The sequence below is a fragment of the Arenibacter sp. ARW7G5Y1 genome, from assembly GCF_003201775.1.
GTDB lineage: Bacteria > Bacteroidota > Bacteroidia > Flavobacteriales > Flavobacteriaceae > Arenibacter.
Genome location: NZ_QJJZ01000003.1, coordinates 169081 through 190202, shown reverse-complemented (window position 1 = coordinate 190202; position 21122 = coordinate 169081). Strand labels below are relative to the sequence as shown.

The 21122-nt window shown below is 39.7% G+C and carries 23 protein-coding genes; 15 read left to right on the top strand and 8 right to left on the bottom strand.

Annotated features, from left to right (window positions below; genetic code table 11):
* Positions 1-50: 50 nt before the first annotated feature.
* Both C7972_RS05995 and C7972_RS05990 read left to right on the top strand, forming a co-directional pair.
* Entirely contained in the window at positions 51-530 is a 480-nt protein-coding gene (locus tag C7972_RS05995) for an Lrp/AsnC family transcriptional regulator (protein WP_031444145.1), read from the top strand.
* A 126-nt stretch (positions 531-656) separates the two neighbouring features.
* Entirely contained in the window at positions 657-1172 is a 516-nt protein-coding gene (locus C7972_RS05990; RefSeq protein WP_110355311.1) for a DinB family protein, read from the top strand.
* Positions 1173-1174: 2 nt separating this feature from the next.
* On the opposite strand, the gene C7972_RS05985 is transcribed toward C7972_RS05990, so the two are convergent.
* Together C7972_RS05985 and aroB are read right to left on the bottom strand one after the other, a co-directional pair.
* On the bottom strand, positions 1175-1501 hold the full coding sequence (locus tag C7972_RS05985; RefSeq protein WP_110355310.1) for a hypothetical protein: 327 nt from the start codon (positions 1499-1501) through the stop codon (positions 1175-1177).
* A gap of 116 nt (positions 1502-1617) precedes the next feature.
* Positions 1618-2679, bottom strand: a complete 1062-nt coding sequence (gene aroB, locus C7972_RS05980; RefSeq protein ID WP_110355309.1) for a 3-dehydroquinate synthase — start codon at positions 2677-2679, stop codon at positions 1618-1620.
* A gap of 92 nt (positions 2680-2771) precedes the next feature.
* Between aroB and C7972_RS05975 the strand changes: the two genes are divergently transcribed.
* Complete coding sequence (locus tag C7972_RS05975) at positions 2772-3938, top strand: proline dehydrogenase family protein (protein WP_110355504.1); 1167 nt, start codon at positions 2772-2774, stop codon at positions 3936-3938.
* Here the strand turns inward: C7972_RS05975 and C7972_RS05970 are convergent.
* The 6 genes from C7972_RS05970 to C7972_RS05945 all read right to left on the bottom strand — a co-directional run bounded on the left by C7972_RS05970 (position 3935) and on the right by C7972_RS05945 (position 8639).
* Positions 3935-4315: a DUF4258 domain-containing protein gene (locus C7972_RS05970; RefSeq protein WP_110355308.1), complete on the bottom strand. Its 381-nt coding sequence runs from the start codon at positions 4313-4315 to the stop codon at positions 3935-3937. The two genes, C7972_RS05975 and C7972_RS05970, sit on opposite strands and share 4 nt — an antisense overlap.
* A gap of 3 nt (positions 4316-4318) precedes the next feature.
* On the bottom strand, positions 4319-5518 hold the full coding sequence (locus tag C7972_RS05965; protein ID WP_110355307.1) for an alanine dehydrogenase: 1200 nt from the start codon (positions 5516-5518) through the stop codon (positions 4319-4321).
* Positions 5519-5575: 57 nt separating this feature from the next.
* The gene (locus C7972_RS05960) at positions 5576-6133 is read right to left on the bottom strand and encodes a hypothetical protein (protein ID WP_110355306.1); all 558 of its coding nucleotides are present in this window, start codon (positions 6131-6133) and stop codon (positions 5576-5578) included.
* A gap of 91 nt (positions 6134-6224) precedes the next feature.
* Complete coding sequence (locus C7972_RS05955) at positions 6225-6413, bottom strand: hypothetical protein (RefSeq protein WP_146216277.1); 189 nt, start codon at positions 6411-6413, stop codon at positions 6225-6227.
* Positions 6414-6623: 210 nt separating this feature from the next.
* A complete protein-coding gene (tsaE, locus tag C7972_RS05950; protein ID WP_110355304.1) occupies positions 6624-7034 on the bottom strand; it encodes a tRNA (adenosine(37)-N6)-threonylcarbamoyltransferase complex ATPase subunit type 1 TsaE in 411 nt (136 codons plus the stop codon).
* A gap of 60 nt (positions 7035-7094) precedes the next feature.
* On the bottom strand, positions 7095-8639 hold the full coding sequence (locus C7972_RS05945; RefSeq protein ID WP_110355303.1) for a PglZ domain-containing protein: 1545 nt from the start codon (positions 8637-8639) through the stop codon (positions 7095-7097).
* Positions 8640-8676: 37 nt separating this feature from the next.
* On the opposite strand from C7972_RS05945, the gene C7972_RS05940 reads away from it, so the two are divergent.
* The 12 genes from C7972_RS05940 (at position 8677) to C7972_RS05885 (ending at position 21120) form a co-directional block, all read left to right on the top strand.
* Entirely contained in the window at positions 8677-9906 is a 1230-nt protein-coding gene (locus C7972_RS05940) for an HD domain-containing protein (protein ID WP_110355302.1), read from the top strand.
* A 23-nt stretch (positions 9907-9929) separates the two neighbouring features.
* Positions 9930-10946, top strand: a complete 1017-nt coding sequence (gene lpxD / locus C7972_RS05935; protein ID WP_110355301.1) for a UDP-3-O-(3-hydroxymyristoyl)glucosamine N-acyltransferase — start codon at positions 9930-9932, stop codon at positions 10944-10946.
* A 2-nt stretch (positions 10947-10948) separates the two neighbouring features.
* A complete protein-coding gene (locus tag C7972_RS05930; RefSeq protein ID WP_110355300.1) occupies positions 10949-12349 on the top strand; it encodes a bifunctional UDP-3-O-[3-hydroxymyristoyl] N-acetylglucosamine deacetylase/3-hydroxyacyl-ACP dehydratase in 1401 nt (466 codons plus the stop codon).
* 4 nt (positions 12350-12353) lie between these two features.
* Positions 12354-13139 (top strand): acyl-ACP--UDP-N-acetylglucosamine O-acyltransferase, encoded by a 786-nt coding sequence (gene lpxA / locus C7972_RS05925; protein ID WP_110355299.1) that lies wholly within the window; start codon positions 12354-12356, stop codon positions 13137-13139.
* 6 nt (positions 13140-13145) lie between these two features.
* Complete coding sequence (gene efp / locus C7972_RS05920) at positions 13146-13712, top strand: elongation factor P (RefSeq protein WP_110355298.1); 567 nt, start codon at positions 13146-13148, stop codon at positions 13710-13712.
* A 48-nt stretch (positions 13713-13760) separates the two neighbouring features.
* Complete coding sequence (locus C7972_RS05915; protein WP_110355297.1) at positions 13761-14693, top strand: UDP-3-O-(3-hydroxymyristoyl)glucosamine N-acyltransferase; 933 nt, start codon at positions 13761-13763, stop codon at positions 14691-14693.
* Between the two features lie 73 nt (positions 14694-14766).
* Positions 14767-15639: a succinate--CoA ligase subunit alpha gene (gene sucD, locus C7972_RS05910; RefSeq protein WP_031444162.1), complete on the top strand. Its 873-nt coding sequence runs from the start codon at positions 14767-14769 to the stop codon at positions 15637-15639.
* Between the two features lie 187 nt (positions 15640-15826).
* The gene (gene fabG / locus C7972_RS05905) at positions 15827-16576 is read left to right on the top strand and encodes a 3-oxoacyl-[acyl-carrier-protein] reductase (RefSeq protein WP_110355296.1); all 750 of its coding nucleotides are present in this window, start codon (positions 15827-15829) and stop codon (positions 16574-16576) included.
* A 144-nt stretch (positions 16577-16720) separates the two neighbouring features.
* Positions 16721-18754 (top strand): VWA domain-containing protein, encoded by a 2034-nt coding sequence (locus C7972_RS05900; protein WP_110355295.1) that lies wholly within the window; start codon positions 16721-16723, stop codon positions 18752-18754.
* 12 nt (positions 18755-18766) lie between these two features.
* Positions 18767-19582: a prohibitin family protein gene (locus C7972_RS05895; protein WP_110355294.1), complete on the top strand. Its 816-nt coding sequence runs from the start codon at positions 18767-18769 to the stop codon at positions 19580-19582.
* Between the two features lie 241 nt (positions 19583-19823).
* Positions 19824-20681 carry an ATP phosphoribosyltransferase gene (hisG, locus tag C7972_RS05890; RefSeq protein WP_110355293.1) on the top strand — a complete coding sequence of 286 codons (858 nt, stop codon included), beginning with the start codon at positions 19824-19826 and terminating at the stop codon, positions 20679-20681.
* A gap of 7 nt (positions 20682-20688) precedes the next feature.
* The gene (locus tag C7972_RS05885) at positions 20689-21120 is read left to right on the top strand and encodes a GNAT family N-acetyltransferase (protein ID WP_110355292.1); all 432 of its coding nucleotides are present in this window, start codon (positions 20689-20691) and stop codon (positions 21118-21120) included.
* The last annotated feature ends 2 nt before the right edge of the window (positions 21121-21122 follow it).

Here is a 21122-nt window from a genome sequence, read left to right as displayed (position 1 = left end):
TTTACATTTAATTCGATTATTTATTATTTTTGCAGCTAAATAAAACACTAATGGGTAAAGTAAAATTAGACGAAATAGACCATCAAATTCTGGATATGTTAATCGACAACACCAGAACACCATTTACCGATATAGCAAAAAAGCTTCTTATTTCTGCAGGAACTGTTCATGTTCGTGTAAAGAAAATGGAGGAAGCCGGGATCATCAAGGGATCATCGCTAACATTGGACTATGTTAAACTTGGATATGCCTTTATTGCCTATGTAGGTATATTTTTGGAAAAGACACATCAGACCAAGTTTGTATTGGAACGATTAAATCAGATTCCAAATGTTACAGTAGCCCATATTACTACTGGAAAATTTAATATCTTCTGCAAAATTAGGGCAAAAGATACCAATCATGCCAAAAATATTATTTTTAAAATAGATGATATAGATGGTATCGATAGGACAGAGACCATGATTTCATTGGAAGAAAGCATCAACGACAAAAAACGTCTTATGCACACCATCTTCAACGAAATGTAATTTATTACCAAAGGCAAAAAAATACGAAAGTCCCGAGCAAATTTTGTTTGGGATTTTTTATTTTAGAGCGTATCAAAATCAAGGATGGCTCTTTCTGCCTTGAGCTAAGTTTAATTGTTTGGAACTATGAGAAAATCCACTGTACCCAAGGAGGCATACGATCAGTTTTATGCAGCTTATTTATCCGTATTGGACGATAGCGAATTAAATAGCCTCTTGACCAATGGCAAAACCGAGTTTATAAAGTTTATTGATACTATTCCGGATAATAAACTAAACAGCTCCTACGAAATAGGTAAATGGACCATAGCGGAAGTAATCTTGCATATTATCGATGCCGAACGTGTTTTTCAGTATAGGGCCCTGCGATTCCTGCGAAATGACAAAACACCTTTGCCCGGTTTTGACCAGGACTTATTTGTGAAGCATTCGAATGCCAATACCAGGGGGAAGGAGAATCTGATCAAGGAATTTAAGGCAGTTCGGGAGGCATCCATCTCCCTTTTCCAAAATTTGGACAACGAAGATCTAATGCGCACGGGAATAGCCAGCAATATTGAATGGAGCGTAGGAACTCTTGGATTTGTAATCTGTGGGCATCTTAAACACCATCAACAGATTGTTCTCAATAGATATCTATAGGTTTAATCAAATTCAGACTCCTCCTCTTCGTGGTTTAATTCCATCTCCATTTCATCTGTAGGGGATTCAAATGTTTCGGATTCCGGCTGACCGTCCAGTTCCTTTTCCATATTATCCTCAAAATTTGAAATGAAACTGGCCAGACTTTTACTGATCTTTACTAGATAAATGGTATCCTCCGTTTTAACCTCCACGGCTTCTATTATTTCTCCATGAACATTTTTGAACATAATAATATCTTCATCGCCATAACCATACGGATACAATTCTATTAGGCGTGCGGCCACTTCATGACTCAATTTTTTGTAATCTACAAGTTTACGTAACATAGCAGTTGGTTTATTTCCCAAAAATATGGGCGGTTATTTATGCTACCTAAACTAAATAATTTTCCAAGTCAACACCATAAAGAGTTGTAAAACTGGATAATTAGTATATGTATCCTTTATTCCGCGTAGTAAGCAAAGGCCTGTTCCAATAAATTGGGCGCTACTTTTATGTCTATAGCCGGTTCACCTATTCTTTTCAACAATACAAAATTTATATTCCCATGAGAATTTTTCTTGTCAAATTTCAATAAGGTCAGTATGGTATCGATATCCTTTTTTTCAAAATCTATTTTTTTGTACCTCTCTAAAAAGGTCGTCTTAATATCCTCCAGGGCACTCGGACTTAGTCCTGTCAATTTAAAGGAAAGATAAGCTTCCAGTATCATTCCAATAGCAATAGCCTCCCCGTGCAATAGCAGGTCGTGTTCCTTGCTTTCCAAAAAATAGGATTCTACAGCATGCCCCAAGGTATGTCCGAAATTCAGTATTTTTCTAAGATGCTGTTCTGTGGGATCCTGTTGTACAACCTCATTTTTTATAGCCACCGACCTAAGGATATACTCATCCAGATTAACAAAACCGGTTAGCGCTTTTAATGTCTCCCAATATTTAGCATCGGTGATAAGGCCATGCTTTAGCATTTCGGCATAACCACTGTTCAACTGCCTTTGGTCCAAGGTGTCAAGAAAATCGGTATCCACAACCACTATTTGGGGTTGATTGATAACCCCCACCTGATTTTTCAAAGGTCCTAGATCAACTCCGGTCTTTCCTCCCACAGAGGCATCTACCATGGATAGGAGGGTAGTGGGTACGTTGATAAAGTCTATACCCCTCTTAAAACAGGAGGCCACAAAGCCTCCCAGATCTGTAACTACACCACCCCCAAGATTTATCATTGCACTTTTCCTGTCCGCATCCAATTCGGACAAAACTTCCCATACCTGGGTGCAAGTGGCTATGTTCTTATTTACTTCACCCTCTTCTATCTCTATAATCTCAAAATCGTACTCACCTTCGATTTTCGACATAAAAATGGGCAAACAACAATTATGGGTATTTTCATCCACCAGAATAAATACTTTGGAATAATTGGATTTTGCTAAGTGGCTATTGAGGGCCACATAGGCCTTTTCATTAAAATGGACAGAGTAGGAGGGTGTCGTAATAGAATTCATTATCGATTTATTTTTGGCAAAATAAACATTATTTTAAATGATAAGAATATAAAATCTGTACTTATATTTGAATCCGTAATAATTTTATGGAAATGAAGGAAATTTTTGAGGATACTGCAACCGCATTTGTACTTAAAACCGACTCAGAATTAGAAAGGGCCTATTTTTTGTTCAAACTCATAGCAAATGAGCCCTTGGTCAAAATTGGCACTGCAGTAACCAACTTTGCCATCAAGGCACACTTACCTGTTGAAAAACTTATCAGGGCCAGTGTTTTTGATCACTTCTGTGGCGGGGTAAACGAAGAAGAGTGTTTAGTGGTTGCCGATAAAATGTACGAAAAGGGGGTAAGCACTATTTTGGATTATTCCGTGGAGGGGCAGGAAGTGGAGAATCAGCTGGATTCCTGTTATGAAAAAGCCTTGAAAACTTTAGATTTTGTTAAAGAAAATGCCGCTATACCTTTCATTGTATTTAAACCCACAGGTTTTGGACGTTTTAAACTTTACCAAAAGATAACGGAAGGCCAGCGCCTTAACAAAGAGGAAGAAGAAGAATGGCAACGTGTTGTAAATAGGTACGACAAGGTCTGTAAAAAAGCACACGACCTGGAAGTTTCAATTCTGATAGACGGAGAGGAGAGTTGGATGCAAGGGGCCGCAGATGAGCTAATCGCATCAATGATGCGGAAGTACAACCAAAAGAAGGCCATTGTATACAATACCCTGCAAACCTACAGGTGGGATCGACTGGATTATCTAAAAAAACTCCATAAGGACGCCATAGAGAACAATTATTTCATTGGGATGAAAGTAGTTCGTGGAGCCTATATGGAAAAAGAAAACGACCGCGCCGAGGAGAAAGGGTATCCTTCCCCGATCTGTGCCTCCAAAAAAGCCACAGATGAAAATTTTGATAATGTTGTAGCCTATATGGTAGATAATTTGGAAACCATGTCACTTTTTGCTGGAACCCACAATGAAATAAGCAGCTACCGTTTAATAGAGCAAATGGAGGTCAAAAATATTGACCACAACGATCCACGAATTTGGTTTGGACAACTTTACGGCATGAGCGACCATATTTCCTTTAACCTGGCCAAGGAAGGATATAACGTAGCCAAATATCTGCCTTTTGGACCGGTTAAGGACGTTATGCCCTATCTTATAAGACGGGCCGAGGAGAATACCTCGGTAGCAGGACAAACCAGCAGGGAACTTACCTTATTGAAAAAAGAACGGAAGCGAAGAAAAATTTAAAAAGCAACACTCTCAACTAAAGCCTTTTCAGAACAATTTTTCACTTTTAAAGTGGCTGCCCTATCTTTCACCAAACCCTCAATATAATAGGTTTTACAGGGCTTTGTCTTGGTCTCGCTCTTGCCAAAATCGACCTCTCCATTATATAAAAAACCGTTTATATCGGTACTGTCCAATTCCTGTTGGCGGATTAGTTGATCGATGGCGTCCGAATAAGAGATCTGCTTGGACCTAATATCCTTTAATGTCCTACAATTAGGGAAATAACAGAATTCCGTACCGGTTTCCTGTGATTTTTTCTTTAGAAAAATCGTCAAAAAAACCAAGCCAATGGATAAGCCGAAAAGAAAGAAGCCCAAACGCTTTAAAAAAGCCATATACTAGAAAATAAGAAAATTAATATCGCTGTAAGAAAGGTCGAACCACTCGCCTACAGATTTGTTGGTCAGAATACCGTGATATAGATATAGACCGTTGCGAAGACCCTTATCAAACCGCAAGGCATTTTCAAAACCACCATCTTCTCCAATCTTAAGCAAATAGGGAGTAAAAATATTACTAATGGAAATTGAAGCTGTTTTTGGGTATCTTGAAGGGATATTGGGCACTCCGTAGTGCAATACCCCATTTTTAACCTTTATGGGCTTGTCATGGGTGGTAACCTCACTGGATTCAAAGCACCCGCCCATATCAATACTCACGTCTATGATTACGGCCCCTTTCTTCATTTGCTCCATCATGGTAGTGGTCACCACTACGGGAGACCGGTCCTTACCGCGGGTAGCCCCAATGGCCACATCGCAACGCTTTAACGCCTTTAATAAATTCTTGGGCTGTATGGTAGAGGTGTAAACGGTCTGTCTCAAATTGGTCTGGATACTCCTTAATTTAGTAATGGAATTATCAAAAACCTTTACATTGGCCCCTAGTCCTATGGCCGATCTGGCAGCAAATTCACCCACAGTACCCGCTCCAATAATCACAACTTCCACTGGGGGCACACCACTTATATTTCCAAACATAAGTCCATTTCCTTTGTTGGTGGCAGCCATAATTTCGGAGGCGATCAACACGGAAGATATTCCTGCAATTTCACTCAGGGATCGAACTGCCGGATATTTACCATCGTCGTCCCTAATATATTCGAAGGCAATGGCAGTAATCCTTTTTTTGGCCAATTCCTCAAAATACTTCTTGCTTTGGGTCTTGATCTGAAGGGCTGAAATGATCGTGGATTGGGGGTTGATAAACTCGATCTCCTTTAAGGTAGCAGGTTCCACCTTTAGAACTATGGGACAGGCAAATACTTTCTTGGTATCCCTTGTTATTTCGGCACCGGCATTGGTGTAATCCACGTCGGAATAATTGGCACCATCGCCAGCACCCGATTCAATTAGAATCCTATGTCCGTTGGCCGTAATTGCATTTACAGCGTCGGGAGTAAGGCAAATTCTCTTTTCCTGATATTGATTTTCCTTTGGAATCCCTATAAAAAGCTCTCCTTTTTGTCTCAGGATTTCCAAAGTTTCTTCTTGGGGCAGTAATTGCTGCTTGCTAAACGGTGAGGAATGTTGGCTCATATGCTGTAAATCTGTCAGATATATACCGATATGTATCGAGGCTATCCAAAATCAAAATTACAATAATTTTTCTTTTGCCATTTCGTCTTTTTGCGGACGCTCCTTTTCCTTAAGTTCTTTTTCCTTGTAGGCCTTTAATTCCCGGTCCATTGCCTCCAAATCAATGCCAAGAACATGCTTGTCGAACAATTTCAAACGAATAAAATAAACAAAGGGTATTATTATTATCATTATGGGGAGTAACCAAAATATTTCGACCTCATCTATAAAACGATCTTCATAAATTAGGGAAACAGCTTGAAAGATGTACATGGCAATTGGAATTAACAACACGTGATACCACCAATGTTTACAGGTGAAAAACCATAGAACCAAGAGCAATAGAGGTACAAACTTTGCCATAAACAACCACATCACAGTAATAATGCTCAACTGATATTTACTTTCGTATGTGTAAAAATAAAGATTCAGGGTACTACCGGAAGGGAAGAACTTATAAGAATAAAATATTAACGGGGTCAAGGCAATAATCACCGCTACAATGCTGCCAATCAGTAGACTTCTCGATTTCTTTGTTTTACTGCTTTGGTCGAGTTTGCTAAACGGTTTAAACATTTTGATCAAATAGGTAATTGTTTTACCCTATTATAACATAAAAAAAAGGCTTCTAGTATATAGAAGCCCATCTAAATATGTAAGATATGCCTTAACCGTTTTTAGGCACTTTTACCTTTAAAATATCTATACCGTTCGCCGGTACCTTTATTTTTAATATGTCGATATTCTGTTCATATAATGAATCGTCTTCGGCCGTGCTACTAGGGGTACAGGAAAAACTCATTAGTGAAATACAGGCCGCAAAAGCAAGGCCCAGGGAGACTTTTTTAATGTTCATGGTTTTAAATTTTAAGTTCGATAAAGGGTTTAACATAAAAACAAAAATATAAAAAAAAATCACATAGCATGCATTACATCGATTAAACTGTACATTTCATCGAAATAAATGAGTCTAGCCCCATAGCCATTATCTTAAGATGGCCAACGGAATTATGGCACTTGACTCGGACAAAAGGCTACTATTTGGAAAGATTTGCTTACAAGGAAATTACACAACTGAAAGTTGGCGGTTTTTTTCATCCAGAATCTCTATTCTAATCTCCGTTCTGGTGGGCGGGAGCAATCCTGCTATTTTTTCTGGCCATTCCATAAAAACCCATGTATCTCCACTTAGGTACTCCTCCAGGCCAAGGTCCCAGGCTTCGGATTCATCGTTCAGGCGGTAAAAATCAAAATGATACCCCAATAACTCCCCGTTCTCCCTATGGTATTCGTTCACGATACCAAAAGTGGGACTGCTTGTAGAACCCCCACCTTCCAATTCCCTTACCAAGGCTTTGATGAGCGTAGTCTTACCAGCTCCCATCTCCCCGTAAAAGCAGAGCGTTTTAGACGATACCTTGGCAATCAATTGCTTGGCCACATCGGATATTTGCGAAATATTATAGGAAAGGGTCATTTAAAAAAATTAAAATTTGCGCAAGTTAAATCCTATTCCCCACTTATTAAAATACAAGTATCATTTTGGTTCCAAAACTACGAAAGGAATTATCATTTCCTCCATTGAAACCCCTCCATGCTGATATGTATTCCTGTAATAGCCAACATAGTGGTTATAATTGTTGGGATAGGCAAAGAAGAGATCATTTTTGGCAAAAATATAGGAACTACTAACATTTATATTGGGCAAAAATATTTTTTTTGGATCTTTTGCCTCCAATACATCCTTCTCTTCATAGGTCAGGCTCCGACCCGTTTTGTACCGAAGGTTAAGACTCGTTTCCTTATCGCCGATTACTTTGGAAGGCTGTTTTACATTTATGGTGCCGTGGTCCGTAGTTATGATCAATTTTAATCCAAGTCCCTGTGCCTGCTGTATAATTTCCAGCAATGGGGAGTTTTTAAACCAACTTTGGGCAAGGGAGCGATAAGCTTTATCGTTTGCGGCCAATTCCTTAACAACATCCATTTCCGTTTTGGAATGGGAGAGCATATCCACAAAGTTGTATACTATTACCGTAAGATCATTGTCTTTCTGGGACCTAAAATTTTGGGAAAGCTGCTTCCCTTGTTTCAGGCTACTAATTTTATGGTATTCCCACTTCAACTCCAGCCCCAACCGTTTTATCTGTGCTTCAAGAAACTCCGCTTCAAAAAGATTCTTGCCTCCTTCCTCAGTGTCATTTCTCCACCATTGAGGATATTTTTTCTCCATATCCAATGGCGTAAGCCCTGAAAAAATGGCGTTCCTTGCATATTGGGTGGCCGTAGGCAATATACTGAAGTAGGGTACTTCCTTGCGTTTCCTATAGAAAGAGTTCAAGCTGTCTTCAAATGCCAACCACTGGTCATATCTCAAATTGTCAATGACTACCAATAATGTTTTGTTGTCCTTTAATTCTGGCTTGACCAATTGTCCAAAGAGCGTGTGCGACATAATGGGTCCATCTTTATCCGTAAACCAACTGGTATAATTTTTTTCCACAAATTTCCCAAACTGCTGGTTCGCCTCCGTTTTTTGGGACTCCAAAATTTCAAACATTCCAGAATCTTCTATTTCCTCCAATCGCAATTCCCAGAAAATAAGTTTTTTATATAGTTCCGCCCATTCCGCGTAGCTATTTACCATTGCCAATTCCATGGCAATTTTTCGGAATTCCTGCTGATAGTTGGCGGTAGTCTTTTCCGAGACCAAACGGGAATGGTCCAGATTCTTTTTAAGCGATAATAGAATTTGATTGGGGTTTACAGGCTTAATCAAATAATCCGCTATTTTGGAACCTATTGCCTCCTCCATAATCAATTCTTCCTCACTTTTGGTTATCATTACCACTGGAAGCGAATTATTGATCACCTTTATTTCGTTCAGCGTCTCCAAACCGGAAATGCCCGGCATGTTTTCGTCCAAAAAAACAATATCTACATGTGTTTCCTTTAATTCATCCAATGCCTCCCGACCGCTTAGGCATGTAATAACCTTATAATTTTTCCCCTCCAAAAATAGGATGTGGGGTTTTAATAAATCTATTTCATCATCTACCCAAAGTATTGTTATCTTGTTCATTTAGTCCTTATATTTGTCCGCGTAAAGAATTCTGGTTTTGATAAAATCAAATAAGCTTAAAATTTTCAATGATCCAATTTACGGATTTATCGGAATACCCAATGCACTAATCTTTAATCTAATTGCTGAACCCTATTTTCAGCGGTTAAGGAGAATCTCCCAAATGGGGTTGTCCTATCTTGTTTATCCAGGTGCCCACCATACCCGTTTCCACCACGCCCTAGGTAGTATGCACCTAATGCAACAGGCCATTCAGGTCCTCCGCTTTAAATCTATCGAAATCACCAAGGATGAGGAAGATGGACTCTTATGTGCCATATTATTGCATGATATTGGACACGGTCCATTTTCACATGCCATGGAACACAGTATTGTGGAGGGGGTAAGTCATGAGGATATATCCCTATTGTTTATGGAAGCCCTTAATCAAAAATATAAAGGTAAGTTAAGTACGGCCATTGCCATTTTTAAAGGTCAATACCCAAAGAAATTTTTAAACCAATTGGTCTCCAGTCAACTCGATATGGACAGGATGGATTATTTAAAAAGGGATAGTTTCTATACCGGGGTTGCCGAAGGTAATATAAATTCCGAAAGGCTTCTTACCATGTTGAATGTTCTAAATGGCGAATTGGTGATAGAGGAGAAAGGGATATATTCTGTTGAAAAATTCCTGATGGCAAGGCGCTTTATGTATTGGCAGGTTTATTTGCACAAAACCGGATTGGTTGCAGAACAGCTTTTGATAAAAATATTACAAAGGGCCAAGGAATTATTGGCCAAGGGTGAAAATATTCAATTTAACGGCGCCCTTAAATACTTTATGGAAAATAATATTCCAAAAGAAAAATTTTCCCGGGAAAAGCTGGATTTATTTGCCCAATTGGATGATGTAGATATACTATGGGCCATAAAAGGCTGGCAAGACCACGACGATTTTGTATTATCAAGACTATGTAAGATGATTATTAATCGCAGCCTATTACACGTAAAACTGAAGAACAAGCCCATTAATGAAGCCAAACTCAACAAACACTTTTTAAACTTTAAGAACCAACATCAGTTAACGGATGTGGAAACTGCCTATTTTGTATTTTCCGGGGTTATAAAAAACCAAGCTTACAACTCTAAAAGTCAGAATATAAACATTCTGCGCAATAATGGTAGAATTACGGATGTTGCCAAGGCCTCGGATCAACAATATTTAAAAACGCTGTCCAAGACCGTTACCAAATATTATATGTGCTATCCTAAAGTTTCCGTTTAACTATTTTTCTTACTTTTGTCCCCATGATATTTACAGCAAGCCAAATCGCGGGTATTTTGGAAGGGGATGTGGAGGGCAATCCAGAGATAGCTGTACATAAATTGGCGAAGATCGAAGAAGGTGAAAAAGGAGCACTTACGTTTCTGGCCAACCCAAAATACACTTCGTTTATTTATACTACAAAAGCATCTATAACCATTGTAAATAGGGACTTTGTTCCAGACCATCATTTGGAAACCACTTTGATAAAAGTAGATGATGCCTACAAATCCTTTTCCAAGCTTTTGGAATATTACAATCAGGTTAAAAACAATAAAGTGGGCATCGAGGAACCTGTTTTTAGCGCGGATACCGCTACTTACGGCAAGGATTTTTATTTGGGTGCCTTTTCCTATTTGGGCAATAATGTAAAGATTGGGGATAATGTGAAAATTTATCCCAATGTCTACATAGGCGACAATGTTACCATAGGCAATAATGTGGTCATATTTGCAGGGGCCAAAATATATTCCGAAACTTTAATCGGCAACAATTGTGTGGTTCATAGTGGAGTGGTTTTGGGAGCCGATGGCTTTGGATTTGCCCCTAGTGAAAATGGGGAATACATAGCAGTACCCCAGATTGGAAACGTTGTTCTTGAGGACAATGTGGATATAGGGGCGGGAACTACTATCGACCGCGCCACCTTGGGATCTACCATATTAAGAAAAGGGGTTAAATTGGACAATCAAATTCAGATAGCCCACAATGTAGAAATCGGAGAACATACCGTAATAGCTGCACAGACCGGGATAGCCGGATCCACCAAAATTGGAAAATATTGCAAGATAGGGGGACAGGTAGGTATTGTTGGTCATATTATAATAGGGGACAGGGTTAAAATACAGGCACAGTCCGGTATTGGAAGAAATGTTAAGGACGATGAAATACTGCAGGGTTCCCCAGCATTAAATTACGGGGATTACAATAAATCCTATGTACATTTTAAAAACCTGCCCAAAATAATAAATAGATTAGAACACATTGAAAAAAAGGATTGACGGTGAGTAATACAACTACAAAACAACGGACAATTGCAAAGGAAATTACACTAAAGGGTGTAGGATTGCACACAGGGGAAAATGTAACATTGAAGTTTGTTCCCGCCCCTGAAAATTTTGGATATGCTTTTAAGCGCGTGGACCTGGAAGGTGAGCCCATCATTGAAGCTGACGCCAATTATGTAGTAAATACCCAACGGGGTACCAATCTGGAAAAACGCGGGGTAAAGATCCAAACTTCGGAACATGTTCTGGCCGCCCTGGTTGGACTGGAAATAGACAATGTATTAATTGAATTGAATGCCCCGGAACCTCCCATTATGGACGGATCTTCCAAGTATTTCGTGGAGGCACTGGAAGAGGCAGGAATCGTTGATCAAAATGCACTGCGGGACGAGTTTGTGGTGAAGGACGTAATTTCGTACAAAGATGAGGAAACCGGTAGCGAAATCACCATTATCCCTGCCGACACCTACCAAGTAACCACCATGGTGGATTTTGGTACCAAAGTGCTGGGTACCCAAAATGCCACCCTGGAGAATTTAACCGAGTTTAAGTCGGAAATAGCCGATGCCAGAACTTTTAGTTTCTTGCACGAACTTGAAATGTTGTTGGAAAACGGTTTGATTAAAGGTGGCGATTTAAATAATGCCATTGTATATGTAGACAAAGAGATTTCCGATTCAACAATGAAAAGGCTGGAAAAGGCTTTTAATAAGAAGAAATTATCGGTAAAGCCCAACGGGATATTGGACAACCTAACGCTGCACCAGCCCAATGAAGCTGCCAGGCATAAATTATTGGATGTTATAGGCGATCTAGCCCTGACGGGGACAAGGATCAGAGGTAAGGTAATTGCCAATAAGCCGGGACATTTTGTGAATACACAGTTCGCCAAAAAATTGTCCAAGATCATTAAGATGGAAAAAAGGAACCATGTACCCCAATATGATTTGAACAAGCCCCCCTTGATGGATATCCATCAGATCATGGACATGTTGCCACACAGGCCTCCTTTCCTGCTTATTGATAGAATACTGGAACTGTCCGATCAGCACGTGGTAGGAATGAAGAATGTTACCATGAACGAACCATTCTTTGTGGGCCACTTCCCCGGAGCTCCCGTAATGCCGGGAGTACTTCAAGTGGAAGCGATGGCACAAACCGGTGGGATATTGGTGTTGAGTACCGTTCCCGATCCTGAAAATTACCTTACGCTTTTCATGAAGATAGATAATGTAAAGTTTAAGCAAAAAGTACTTCCGGGAGATACGTTAATTTTCCACTGTAGTTTAATTACACCTATAAGAAGAGGTATATGTCACATGCAGGCCTATGCCTATGCCAATAGTAAATTGGTTTGCGAAGCTGAAATGATGGCTCAAATAGTTAAAAAGAAATAGAAGGATGAATCAACCACTGGCTTATATTCACCCTGGAGCTAAAATTTCCAAAAATGTTGTAGTAGAACCGTTTACAACTATACACAATAACGTGGTAATAGGAGATGGTACCTGGATAGGTTCCAATGTTACCATTATGGAAGGTGCACGTATTGGCAAAAACTGCAATATTTTCCCTGGAGCCGTCATATCGGCACCACCCCAGGATCTGAAATATGAAGGCGAAGATACCACGGTCATAATAGGCAATAACACTACTATAAGGGAATGTGCCACTATACACAAGGGCACATCCGATAGGATGAAAACTGTTATTGGGGATAATTGTCTAATAATGGCCTATTGCCATGTTGCCCACGATTGTCTGGTGGGCAACAATTGTATTTTCTCCAACAATTCCACCTTGGCCGGACATGTAACCATTGGTGATAATGTAATATTGGCGGGATTGGTAGCTGTACATCAATTTGTATCCATTGGTCGCCACGCCTTTGTTACGGGCGGTTCCTTGGTTAGGAAAGATGTACCGCCATTTGTAAAAGCGGCACGGGAACCCTTATCGTACGTAGGTATCAATTCCGTAGGACTGAGGAGAAGAAACTTCGACTCCGATAAAATCCGGGAGATACAGAACATCTATAGAATTCTATATCAAAAGAATTACAATAATTCCCAAGCTGTTCAAATTATTGAAGCAGAAATGGAAGCTACCCCGGAAAGGGATGAAATTTTACAATTTATAAGGGATTCCCAAAGAGGAATCATGAAAGGTTATTTCAGTACTAATTAGAATTTTATGGCATCAACATCAGATATTAGAAAAGGATTGTGCATTAGGTACAACAACGACATTTACAAAATAATTGAATTTCTCCATGTTAAACCGGGAAAGGGTCCTGCTTTTGTACGGACCAAACTCAAGAGTATAAGCACTGGAAAAGTATTGGACAACACTTTTTCCGGAGGTGCTAAAATTGAGGATGTTCGGGTGGAAACCCGCTCTTATCAGTTTTTATATGCGGAGGGAGAAAACTACCACTTTATGAATACGGACGACTACAACCAAATTGCGCTACAAGAAAGCTCTTTGGATGCGCCGGATTTATTGAAGGAAGGGGAAGTGGTTACCATACTTTTCAATACAGAGGACAGCATGCCACTTTCTGTAGATATGCCGGCAAGTGTTATCTTGGAAGTAACTTATACCGAACCTGGTGTTAAGGGCAATACGGCTACCAATGCTACCAAACCTGCCAAGGTTGAAACAGGAGCTACTGTAAATGTTCCCTTGTTTATCAACGAAGGCGATAAGATAAAGATTGACACGGAAAAAGGCTCTTATATGGAGCGTGTTAAGGAATAATACAGTTGCACGACGCTTTTTGCTGCTTAATGGCATAAGAACCTTATTATGAAATTTCCATCTCCTTATACACTTAACCAGATTGCTACCATCATCAATGCGGAATATGTGGGCCATGATGATTTTCCCGTTTTGGGGATGAACGAAATCCATGTTGTTGAGAAAGGTGACATCGTTTTTGTGGATCATCCAAAATACTACGACAAGGCCCTAAATTGTGCAGCTTCCATTGTTTTGATCAATAAAAAGGTAGACTGTCCAGAGGGCAAGGCTTTATTGATCTCAAACGACCCGTTTAGGGATTTTAACATCCTCACTCTTTTTTTCAAACCATTTAGTAGGTCCCAAAGCAATATTGCCAGCTCTGCCAAAATTGGCAAGGATACCATAATACAACCCAATTGTTTTATTGGGAACAATGTGGTAATTGGGGACAACTGCCTAATTCATTCCAATGTATCCATTTACGATAATTCGGTAATAGGAAACAACGTTACCATACATTCGGGATCGGTATTGGGCTCGGACGCATTTTATTACAAAAAAAGGCCGGAAGGATATGATAAACTAATCTCTGGCGGAAGGGTCGTGATTGGGGATAACGTAGACATTGGTGCACTATGCACCATAGACAAGGGTGTTACGGGCGATACCACCATAAAAAAAGGATCTAAATTGGACAACCAAGTGCAAGTGGGCCACGATACGGTAATAGGGGAAAAATGCCTAATTGCCTCCCAGACCGGGATTGCTGGTTGCGTAATCATAGAAGATGAGGTTACCCTTTGGGGACAGGTTGGCATAACAAGCGCCGTTACCATTGGAAAAAAAGCAGTTGTGATGGCACAAACAGGAGTTTCCAAATCCTTGGAAGGAGGCGGGAATTATTTTGGTAGTCCCGCAGAGGAATCAAGGGAAAAATTAAAACAGCTGGCCTATGTTAAGCAAATCCCTTTCATTTTAAAAAAATTAGAAAAATAAATATGCAGGAGAATAGTTTAGAATTCCTTTTCAAAACTTTATTTTTGCAAGAATCAATTAAACCAAATATATAATGAGCGTTTTAGTAAATAAAGATTCCAAAATTATTGTACAAGGTTTTACAGGTAGTGAAGGTACTTTTCATGCGGAACAGATGATCGAATACGGCACCAACGTGGTTGGTGGTGTAACACCGGGTAAAGGTGGACAGGAACATCTGGGAAAACCTGTGTTCAATACAGTTGAAGAAGCCGTTCAAAAAGTTGGGGCCGATACCACCATCATTTTTGTACCACCAGCTTTTGCTGCCGATGCAATTATGGAAGCTGCTAGCGCTGGAATTAAAGTTATAATTACAATTACAGAAGGCATACCCGTTGCAGATATGGTGAAGGTCTATGACTATATTAAACATATGGACTGCAGATTGGTGGGGCCCAACTGTCCAGGGGTAATCACTCCAGGGGAAGCCAAAGTAGGCATTATGCCAGGCTTCGTATTTAAAAAGGGTACTGTAGGAATTGTTTCCAAATCAGGAACTTTAACCTATGAAGCTGCAGATCAGGTAGTACGCCAAGGTCTTGGAATCACAACGGCGATTGGGATAGGTGGCGATCCAATTATTGGTACGACTACCAAGGAAGCCGTGGAGTTATTGATCAATGACCCAGAAACCACCTGTGTGGTTATGATCGGGGAAATAGGTGGACAATTGGAAGCTGATGCGGCCCAATGGTACAAGGCAAGTGGAAGTAAGAAACCTATTGTTGGGTTTATTGCCGGTGAAACAGCTCCAGCAGGAAGAACTATGGGCCACGCAGGTGCCATAGTGGGTGGTAGTGATGATACGGCCCAGGCCAAAAAGAGAATTATGAGGGAATGTGGTATCCACGTAGTTGATTCCCCTGCCGAAATTGGTTTAAAAGTAAAACAAGTATTGGGATAATTCCTTGTCAATAAATTTTATTCCGTTTATACTGTACCGATCTGTTCGGAATTTTTCAGGATAAGCGGGATTTTTTTTGCTTGGAACTACCAAGGCACTAAAATTTTCTACCAGCATTTAGGGTAAAAATTTTAAAACAGCTAAAACATAACTTATATTTGATTATCAACTAAGAAACTAAAGACAGATGAAGTTACTAGAAGGAAAAAATGCAATAATCACCGGAGCAAGTAGGGGAATTGGAACTGGAATAGCACATGTCTTCGCCAAGCACGGTGCCAATGTTGCCTTTACATATAGTTCCAGTGAAGCCCCCGCTTTGGCCTTGGAAAAAGAGTTGGGTACCTATGGGGTAAAAGCCAAGGCATATAAGAGCAATGCAGCCAGTTTTGGGGATTCGGAAAAATTGGTTTCACAGGTTTTGGAAGATTTTGGGGGAGTAATCGATATTCTGGTAAACAATGCCGGGATTACCAAAGACAATCTGTTAATGAGAATGGGGGAAGATGATTTTGATGCTGTTATAGAAATAAATTTAAAATCGGTTTTTAATATGACAAAGGCCGTACAACGTACCATGTTGAAACAAAGAAGCGGCTCTATAATAAATATGAGTAGTGTAGTAGGGGTGAAGGGCAACGCTGGCCAGGCAAATTATGCGGCTTCCAAAGCCGGCATGATCGGGTTTACCAAATCCATCGCCCTGGAACTAGGTTCCAGAAACATAAGATGTAACGCTATTGCACCAGGCTTCATTGAAACAGAGATGACAGATAAGTTGGATGCAAAGGTGGTACAGGGTTGGCGAGATGGAATTCCGTTAAAAAGGGGAGGGCAACCAGTAGATGTTGCCAATGCCTGTCTGTTTTTAGCCTCGGATCTTTCGGCCTATATTACAGGACAAGTTCTAAATGTGGATGGAGGAATGCTTACATAGGACTGGCTTTTAGCCAGGTAGGCCTCGAAGTTAAAGCGATACTTGTGCCCAGTTAGGACTTGGCAGCGTACTGAAAAAGCTCCGTGATACATACCGAATAAACTCTGGCCTACTACAAAAGAATAGTTCCAACGAACATACATAATGCAACTACAAACAGTACTTTTTATATTGCTCGCAGCCATTATGGCACTGACAGTTGTACTGTTTCAATACTACTATAAAAGCAAAAGGAAGGGGAAACTTCAGGTTATCCTTTCCTTTTTGCGTTTCTTGGCCATATTTGGAACGCTATTGCTTCTGATAAATCCAAAATTTACCAAGAATGAATATACCTTGCAAAAGACCAATTTGGTACTACTAGCAGACAATTCCTCTTCCTTGGCATTGGAGGGTAAGGCGCAGGCGATCTCCCATTTTTCTTTCCTAAAGGATAAAGTGGAATCATTATCTGATAATTTTAATATATTCACTTACAAATTTGGAGGGGAGTTATCCAATTCCGATACTCTTGGCCTTACAGAAAAGAGCACCAATATTTCAAAGGCCCTGGCAGGCTTAAACGAAATATTCACCGGAACTACAACGGCAGTTATTCTGCTGTCCGATGGCAATCAGACCATAGGGGAAGACTATGAATTTTACGGGAAACGACAAAAACTCCCTATTTACCCTGTAGTTCTCGGAGACACCACCAAATATGATGATTTGGCAATAAGCCAAATAAATACCAATAGATATGCCTTTTTAAAAAACAAATTCCCCCTGGAAGTTTTTATTTCTTATGACGGTAAGGAAGAAGTCTCCCCGGAATTAAAAGTTTTTATGGACGATAATTTGGTGTACAAAGAAAAAGTTGCATTGTCCAACGTTTCCAACACCAAGATTATCAATACCCAGATAGAGGCCAGCACGGTAGGAATAAAAAACATTAAGGTGACTTTATCCCCATTGCCCAATGAAAAAAATTCGGCCAACAATGAAAAATTGATGGCCTTGGAAGTACTGGACGAAAAAACAAATGTGGCCATTATTTCTAATGTCCAACACCCAGATATTGGCGCACTTAAGAAATCCATAGAGAGCAACGAGCAAAGGTTGGTATCCATTTATAGGCCCGATGCCGATTTAAGCAAATTACAGGAAGTTGATGTTTATATACTTTATCAGCCCGATGCCACTTTTGCTAAAGTGTATCAACAAATACAATTGCGAAATTCCAATTCCTTTACCGTATTAGGTACTAATACCGACTTTAATTTTTTGAACAACATTCAAAATAGCTTCCTTGTGGAATCAGGTTATCCGGTGCAAGAATTATTTGCAAGCCCCAATGCCGCATTTTCAAAATTCGATATTTCAGATTTCTCCCTACAAGATTTTCCTCCCCTTTTATCCGATGCAGGGCCCGTGACTATTTTGGGCCGTGGCGAACCCTTGCTCAAAATCCGTATCAAAGGGGTGGATATGGACCAACCCTTATTGTCCACGGTAGAAGAGGACGCTTCAAAACATGCCATATTGGTAGGGGAAAATATTTGGAAATGGAGGGTTCAAAATTACCGGAACGATCAAGCATTTGTGGAATTTGATGCATTCCTTGGAAAACTGATCCTTTATCTTACCACCTCCAAAGGTAAAAATAGATTTGTTCTGGATTATAGTTCCATTTACAATAACAGCAACGAAACAAAAATAAAGGCTACTTATTTTGATGAGGCCTTTGTCTTTGATGCCAACGCCTCCATTAATATAAAAGTGGTGAATAAATCCACCAATACCTCCTTGGAATTTCCAATGTTATTAAAAGATGGATACTACGAAGCAGATTTAAGCCATTTAACCCCTGCAACATATGATTTTATTGCTACCGTAACCAAAGAAAATCTGAGCAGATCAGGTAGCTTTTCCGTATTGGATTTTGATGCCGAAAAACAATTCTCCTCAAGCAATTATGGCAAACTGAATCGACTGGCAAACAATACGACAGGAAAACTTTACTTTCCAGATCAAATGGACTCCCTGGTAACGGCATTGGAAACCGATACTAAGTTTGTACCGGTTCAAAAAAGCAAACAAATTGTCGTACCTTTAATCGATTTTAAATTTCTTTTGGGCATTATCGTTGCAGCCCTATCACTTGAGTGGTTTATCAGAAAGTATAACGGATTAACTTAATAAATATAATAAATGGACAAATTACCAAAAATTGCACTACCGGCCGTATTCGCCTTAATAGTTCTTGTAATATTAATTTCAAAATCGGCCGTTACCATTGGCTCCGGTGAAGCCGGAGTGCTTTACAAGACTTTTGGTGGAGGAGTGGTCACCGATGAGGCCCCTATGGGAGAGGGGTTCCAAATTGTAGCCCCATGGAACAAGGTTTTTATATATGAGGTAAGGCAACAGGAAGTTTTGGAAAAAATGCAGGTATTATCCTCCAACGGTCTTGAAATTAAGTTGGAAGCTTCGGCCTGGTTTGAACCAAAAAGAGAATTTTTGGGAAAATTGCACCAAGAAAAAGGTACTGAATATATACAGCGTGTATTATTGCCAACCATTAGATCCGCAGCAAGAAGTGTTGTTGGGCGATATACCCCAGAACAGCTTTATTCCAGTAAAAGGGATGCCATTCAGCAAGAAATCTTTGAAGAGACCGAGAAAATTGTAGATGGACAATATATACAGCTCAATGAAATTTTGGTTCGGGATGTTACCTTACCACCCACAATTAAGGAAGCTATTGAGCGTAAACTTAAGCAGGAACAAGAATCCCTAGAATATGAATTTAGATTGGTTACCGCACAAAAGGAAGCCCAAAAAGTGATAATAGAGGCCCAGGGTAAGGCAGATGCCAATACCATATTAAGTGCTTCCCTGACAGACAAAATATTGCAGGACAAAGGTATTGATGCAACCATCAAATTGTCCGAATCCCCCAATGCCAAGGTTATTGTTATTGGAAGTGGAGAGTCGGGCATGCCCATTATTTTGGGTAATCAGTAATAATTTAACAATTTTAAAATAAATTGTTCCGTATAAATTTTCCAAGGTTGAAAAATAGTTTTAATTTTGTCTTATCATGAAAAACAACAGGACACATCATCATCATTTCTTCACTTGCAGTCAAGCGAGCTAGGAATGTATTGTTGTATCTAAACTATATTCTAACCCGTTTGAGCAATCAAACGGGTTTTGTATTTAACAACCTGTTAGATTTGTTCAGGCCAAAAACAAAATACCAAAAATGAAAAAAATTAGAATTGCGATCCAAAAAAGCGGCCGTTTAAACGAAGACTCACTTCAAATATTAAAGGACTGTGGTATTTCCATAGACAACGGAAAAGATCAACTCAAGGCTTCTTCCAGAAATTTTCCCTTAGAGGTTTTCTATCTTAGAAATGGGGATATTCCCCAATATCTTAGGGATGGGGTCGTAGATATTGCCATTATTGGTGAGAATGTCCTAATTGAAAAAGGTGAGGATATCTCCATCGCAGAGAAACTGGGTTTTTCCAAATGTAAAGTATCCCTGGCAGTTCCCAAATCGGTCAAGTACAAATCAGTCACCGATTTTGAAGGTAAAAGGATTGCCACTTCCTATCCCAATACCGTAAAGAATTATTTGGACAGTAAGGGGGTAAAAGCAGATCTGCATATTATAAACGGTTCCGTAGAAATTGCGCCCAATATAGGGTTGGCAGATGCCATTTGCGATATTGTTTCCAGTGGTAGTACGCTGTTCAAAAACAATTTAAAAGAAGTGGAGGTAATGCTGACAAGTGAAGCCGTACTGGCCGTTTCTCCACAAATTTCCCGGGAACGAACGGTCTTGTTGGAAGACTTAAGATTTAGAATTCAGTCCGTGTTACGTGCTAGACAGTCCAAATATGTTCTTTTGAACGCACCGAACGAAAAGCTGAACGAAATTATTGCATTATTGCCAGGCATGAGGAGTCCAACCGTACTTCCTTTGGCCGAAGAGGGATGGAGTTCCGTGCATACGGTAATCAACAAGGATAAGTTCTGGGAAGTAATTCAGGAACTAAAGAAAGCGGGAGCAGAGGGAATATTGGTTTGCCCCATAGAAAAAATGGTTTTGTAAAAGTACTATGGCTACCGAATTTCAAATAAGGTTCATCCCCAAGGGGAATATGAATGAAATTTTGCCCTTGGTACAAATGCTCAACAATTATAAAATTCCTGTTGAAACCCTAGAAAATCGACTGCAGGATATGCTCACGGACGGATATCAATGTTTGGGCGCCTATAATAAAGAAGGGTTAATAGGTATATGTGGCATATGGGTTTTAAATAAGTTTTACGTTGGTAAACATCTGGAACCGGACAATGTATTTGTTTTACCTGAATATAGAAGTTCCGGGGTGGGGAAATTAATGATGGATCAGGTTTTAATTTATGCGTTGGAAATCGGATGTAATACCTCGGAGATCAACTGCTATATAAATAATGGGAAAGGTATTCAGTTTTGGAACAACCAAGGTTATCAGGCTATAGGTTACCACATGCAAAAAGTATTATAGGA

Coding starts and splice junctions, on each gene's coding strand:
- C7972_RS05995 (WP_031444145.1), top strand. CDS start 51: ATGGGTAAAGTAAAATTAGACGAAATAGACCATCAAATTCTGGATATG.
- C7972_RS05990 (WP_110355311.1), top strand. CDS start 657: ATGAGAAAATCCACTGTACCCAAGGAGGCATACGATCAGTTTTATGCA.
- C7972_RS05985 (WP_110355310.1), bottom strand. CDS start 1,501: ATGTTACGTAAACTTGTAGATTACAAAAAATTGAGTCATGAAGTGGCC.
- aroB (WP_110355309.1), bottom strand. CDS start 2,679: ATGAATTCTATTACGACACCCTCCTACTCTGTCCATTTTAATGAAAAG.
- C7972_RS05975 (WP_110355504.1), top strand. CDS start 2,772: ATGAAGGAAATTTTTGAGGATACTGCAACCGCATTTGTACTTAAAACC.
- C7972_RS05970 (WP_110355308.1), bottom strand. CDS start 4,315: ATGGCTTTTTTAAAGCGTTTGGGCTTCTTTCTTTTCGGCTTATCCATT.
- C7972_RS05965 (WP_110355307.1), bottom strand. CDS start 5,518: ATGAGCCAACATTCCTCACCGTTTAGCAAGCAGCAATTACTGCCCCAA.
- C7972_RS05960 (WP_110355306.1), bottom strand. CDS start 6,133: ATGTTTAAACCGTTTAGCAAACTCGACCAAAGCAGTAAAACAAAGAAA.
- C7972_RS05955 (WP_146216277.1), bottom strand. CDS start 6,413: ATGAACATTAAAAAAGTCTCCCTGGGCCTTGCTTTTGCGGCCTGTATT.
- tsaE (WP_110355304.1), bottom strand. CDS start 7,034: ATGACCCTTTCCTATAATATTTCGCAAATATCCGATGTGGCCAAGCAA.
- C7972_RS05945 (WP_110355303.1), bottom strand. CDS start 8,639: ATGAACAAGATAACAATACTTTGGGTAGATGATGAAATAGATTTATTA.
- lpxD (WP_110355301.1), top strand. CDS start 9,930: ATGATATTTACAGCAAGCCAAATCGCGGGTATTTTGGAAGGGGATGTG.
- lpxA (WP_110355299.1), top strand. CDS start 12,354: ATGAATCAACCACTGGCTTATATTCACCCTGGAGCTAAAATTTCCAAA.
- efp (WP_110355298.1), top strand. CDS start 13,146: ATGGCATCAACATCAGATATTAGAAAAGGATTGTGCATTAGGTACAAC.
- C7972_RS05915 (WP_110355297.1), top strand. CDS start 13,761: ATGAAATTTCCATCTCCTTATACACTTAACCAGATTGCTACCATCATC.
- sucD (WP_031444162.1), top strand. CDS start 14,767: ATGAGCGTTTTAGTAAATAAAGATTCCAAAATTATTGTACAAGGTTTT.
- fabG (WP_110355296.1), top strand. CDS start 15,827: ATGAAGTTACTAGAAGGAAAAAATGCAATAATCACCGGAGCAAGTAGG.
- C7972_RS05900 (WP_110355295.1), top strand. CDS start 16,721: ATGCAACTACAAACAGTACTTTTTATATTGCTCGCAGCCATTATGGCA.
- C7972_RS05895 (WP_110355294.1), top strand. CDS start 18,767: ATGGACAAATTACCAAAAATTGCACTACCGGCCGTATTCGCCTTAATA.
- hisG (WP_110355293.1), top strand. CDS start 19,824: ATGAAAAAAATTAGAATTGCGATCCAAAAAAGCGGCCGTTTAAACGAA.
- C7972_RS05885 (WP_110355292.1), top strand. CDS start 20,689: ATGGCTACCGAATTTCAAATAAGGTTCATCCCCAAGGGGAATATGAAT.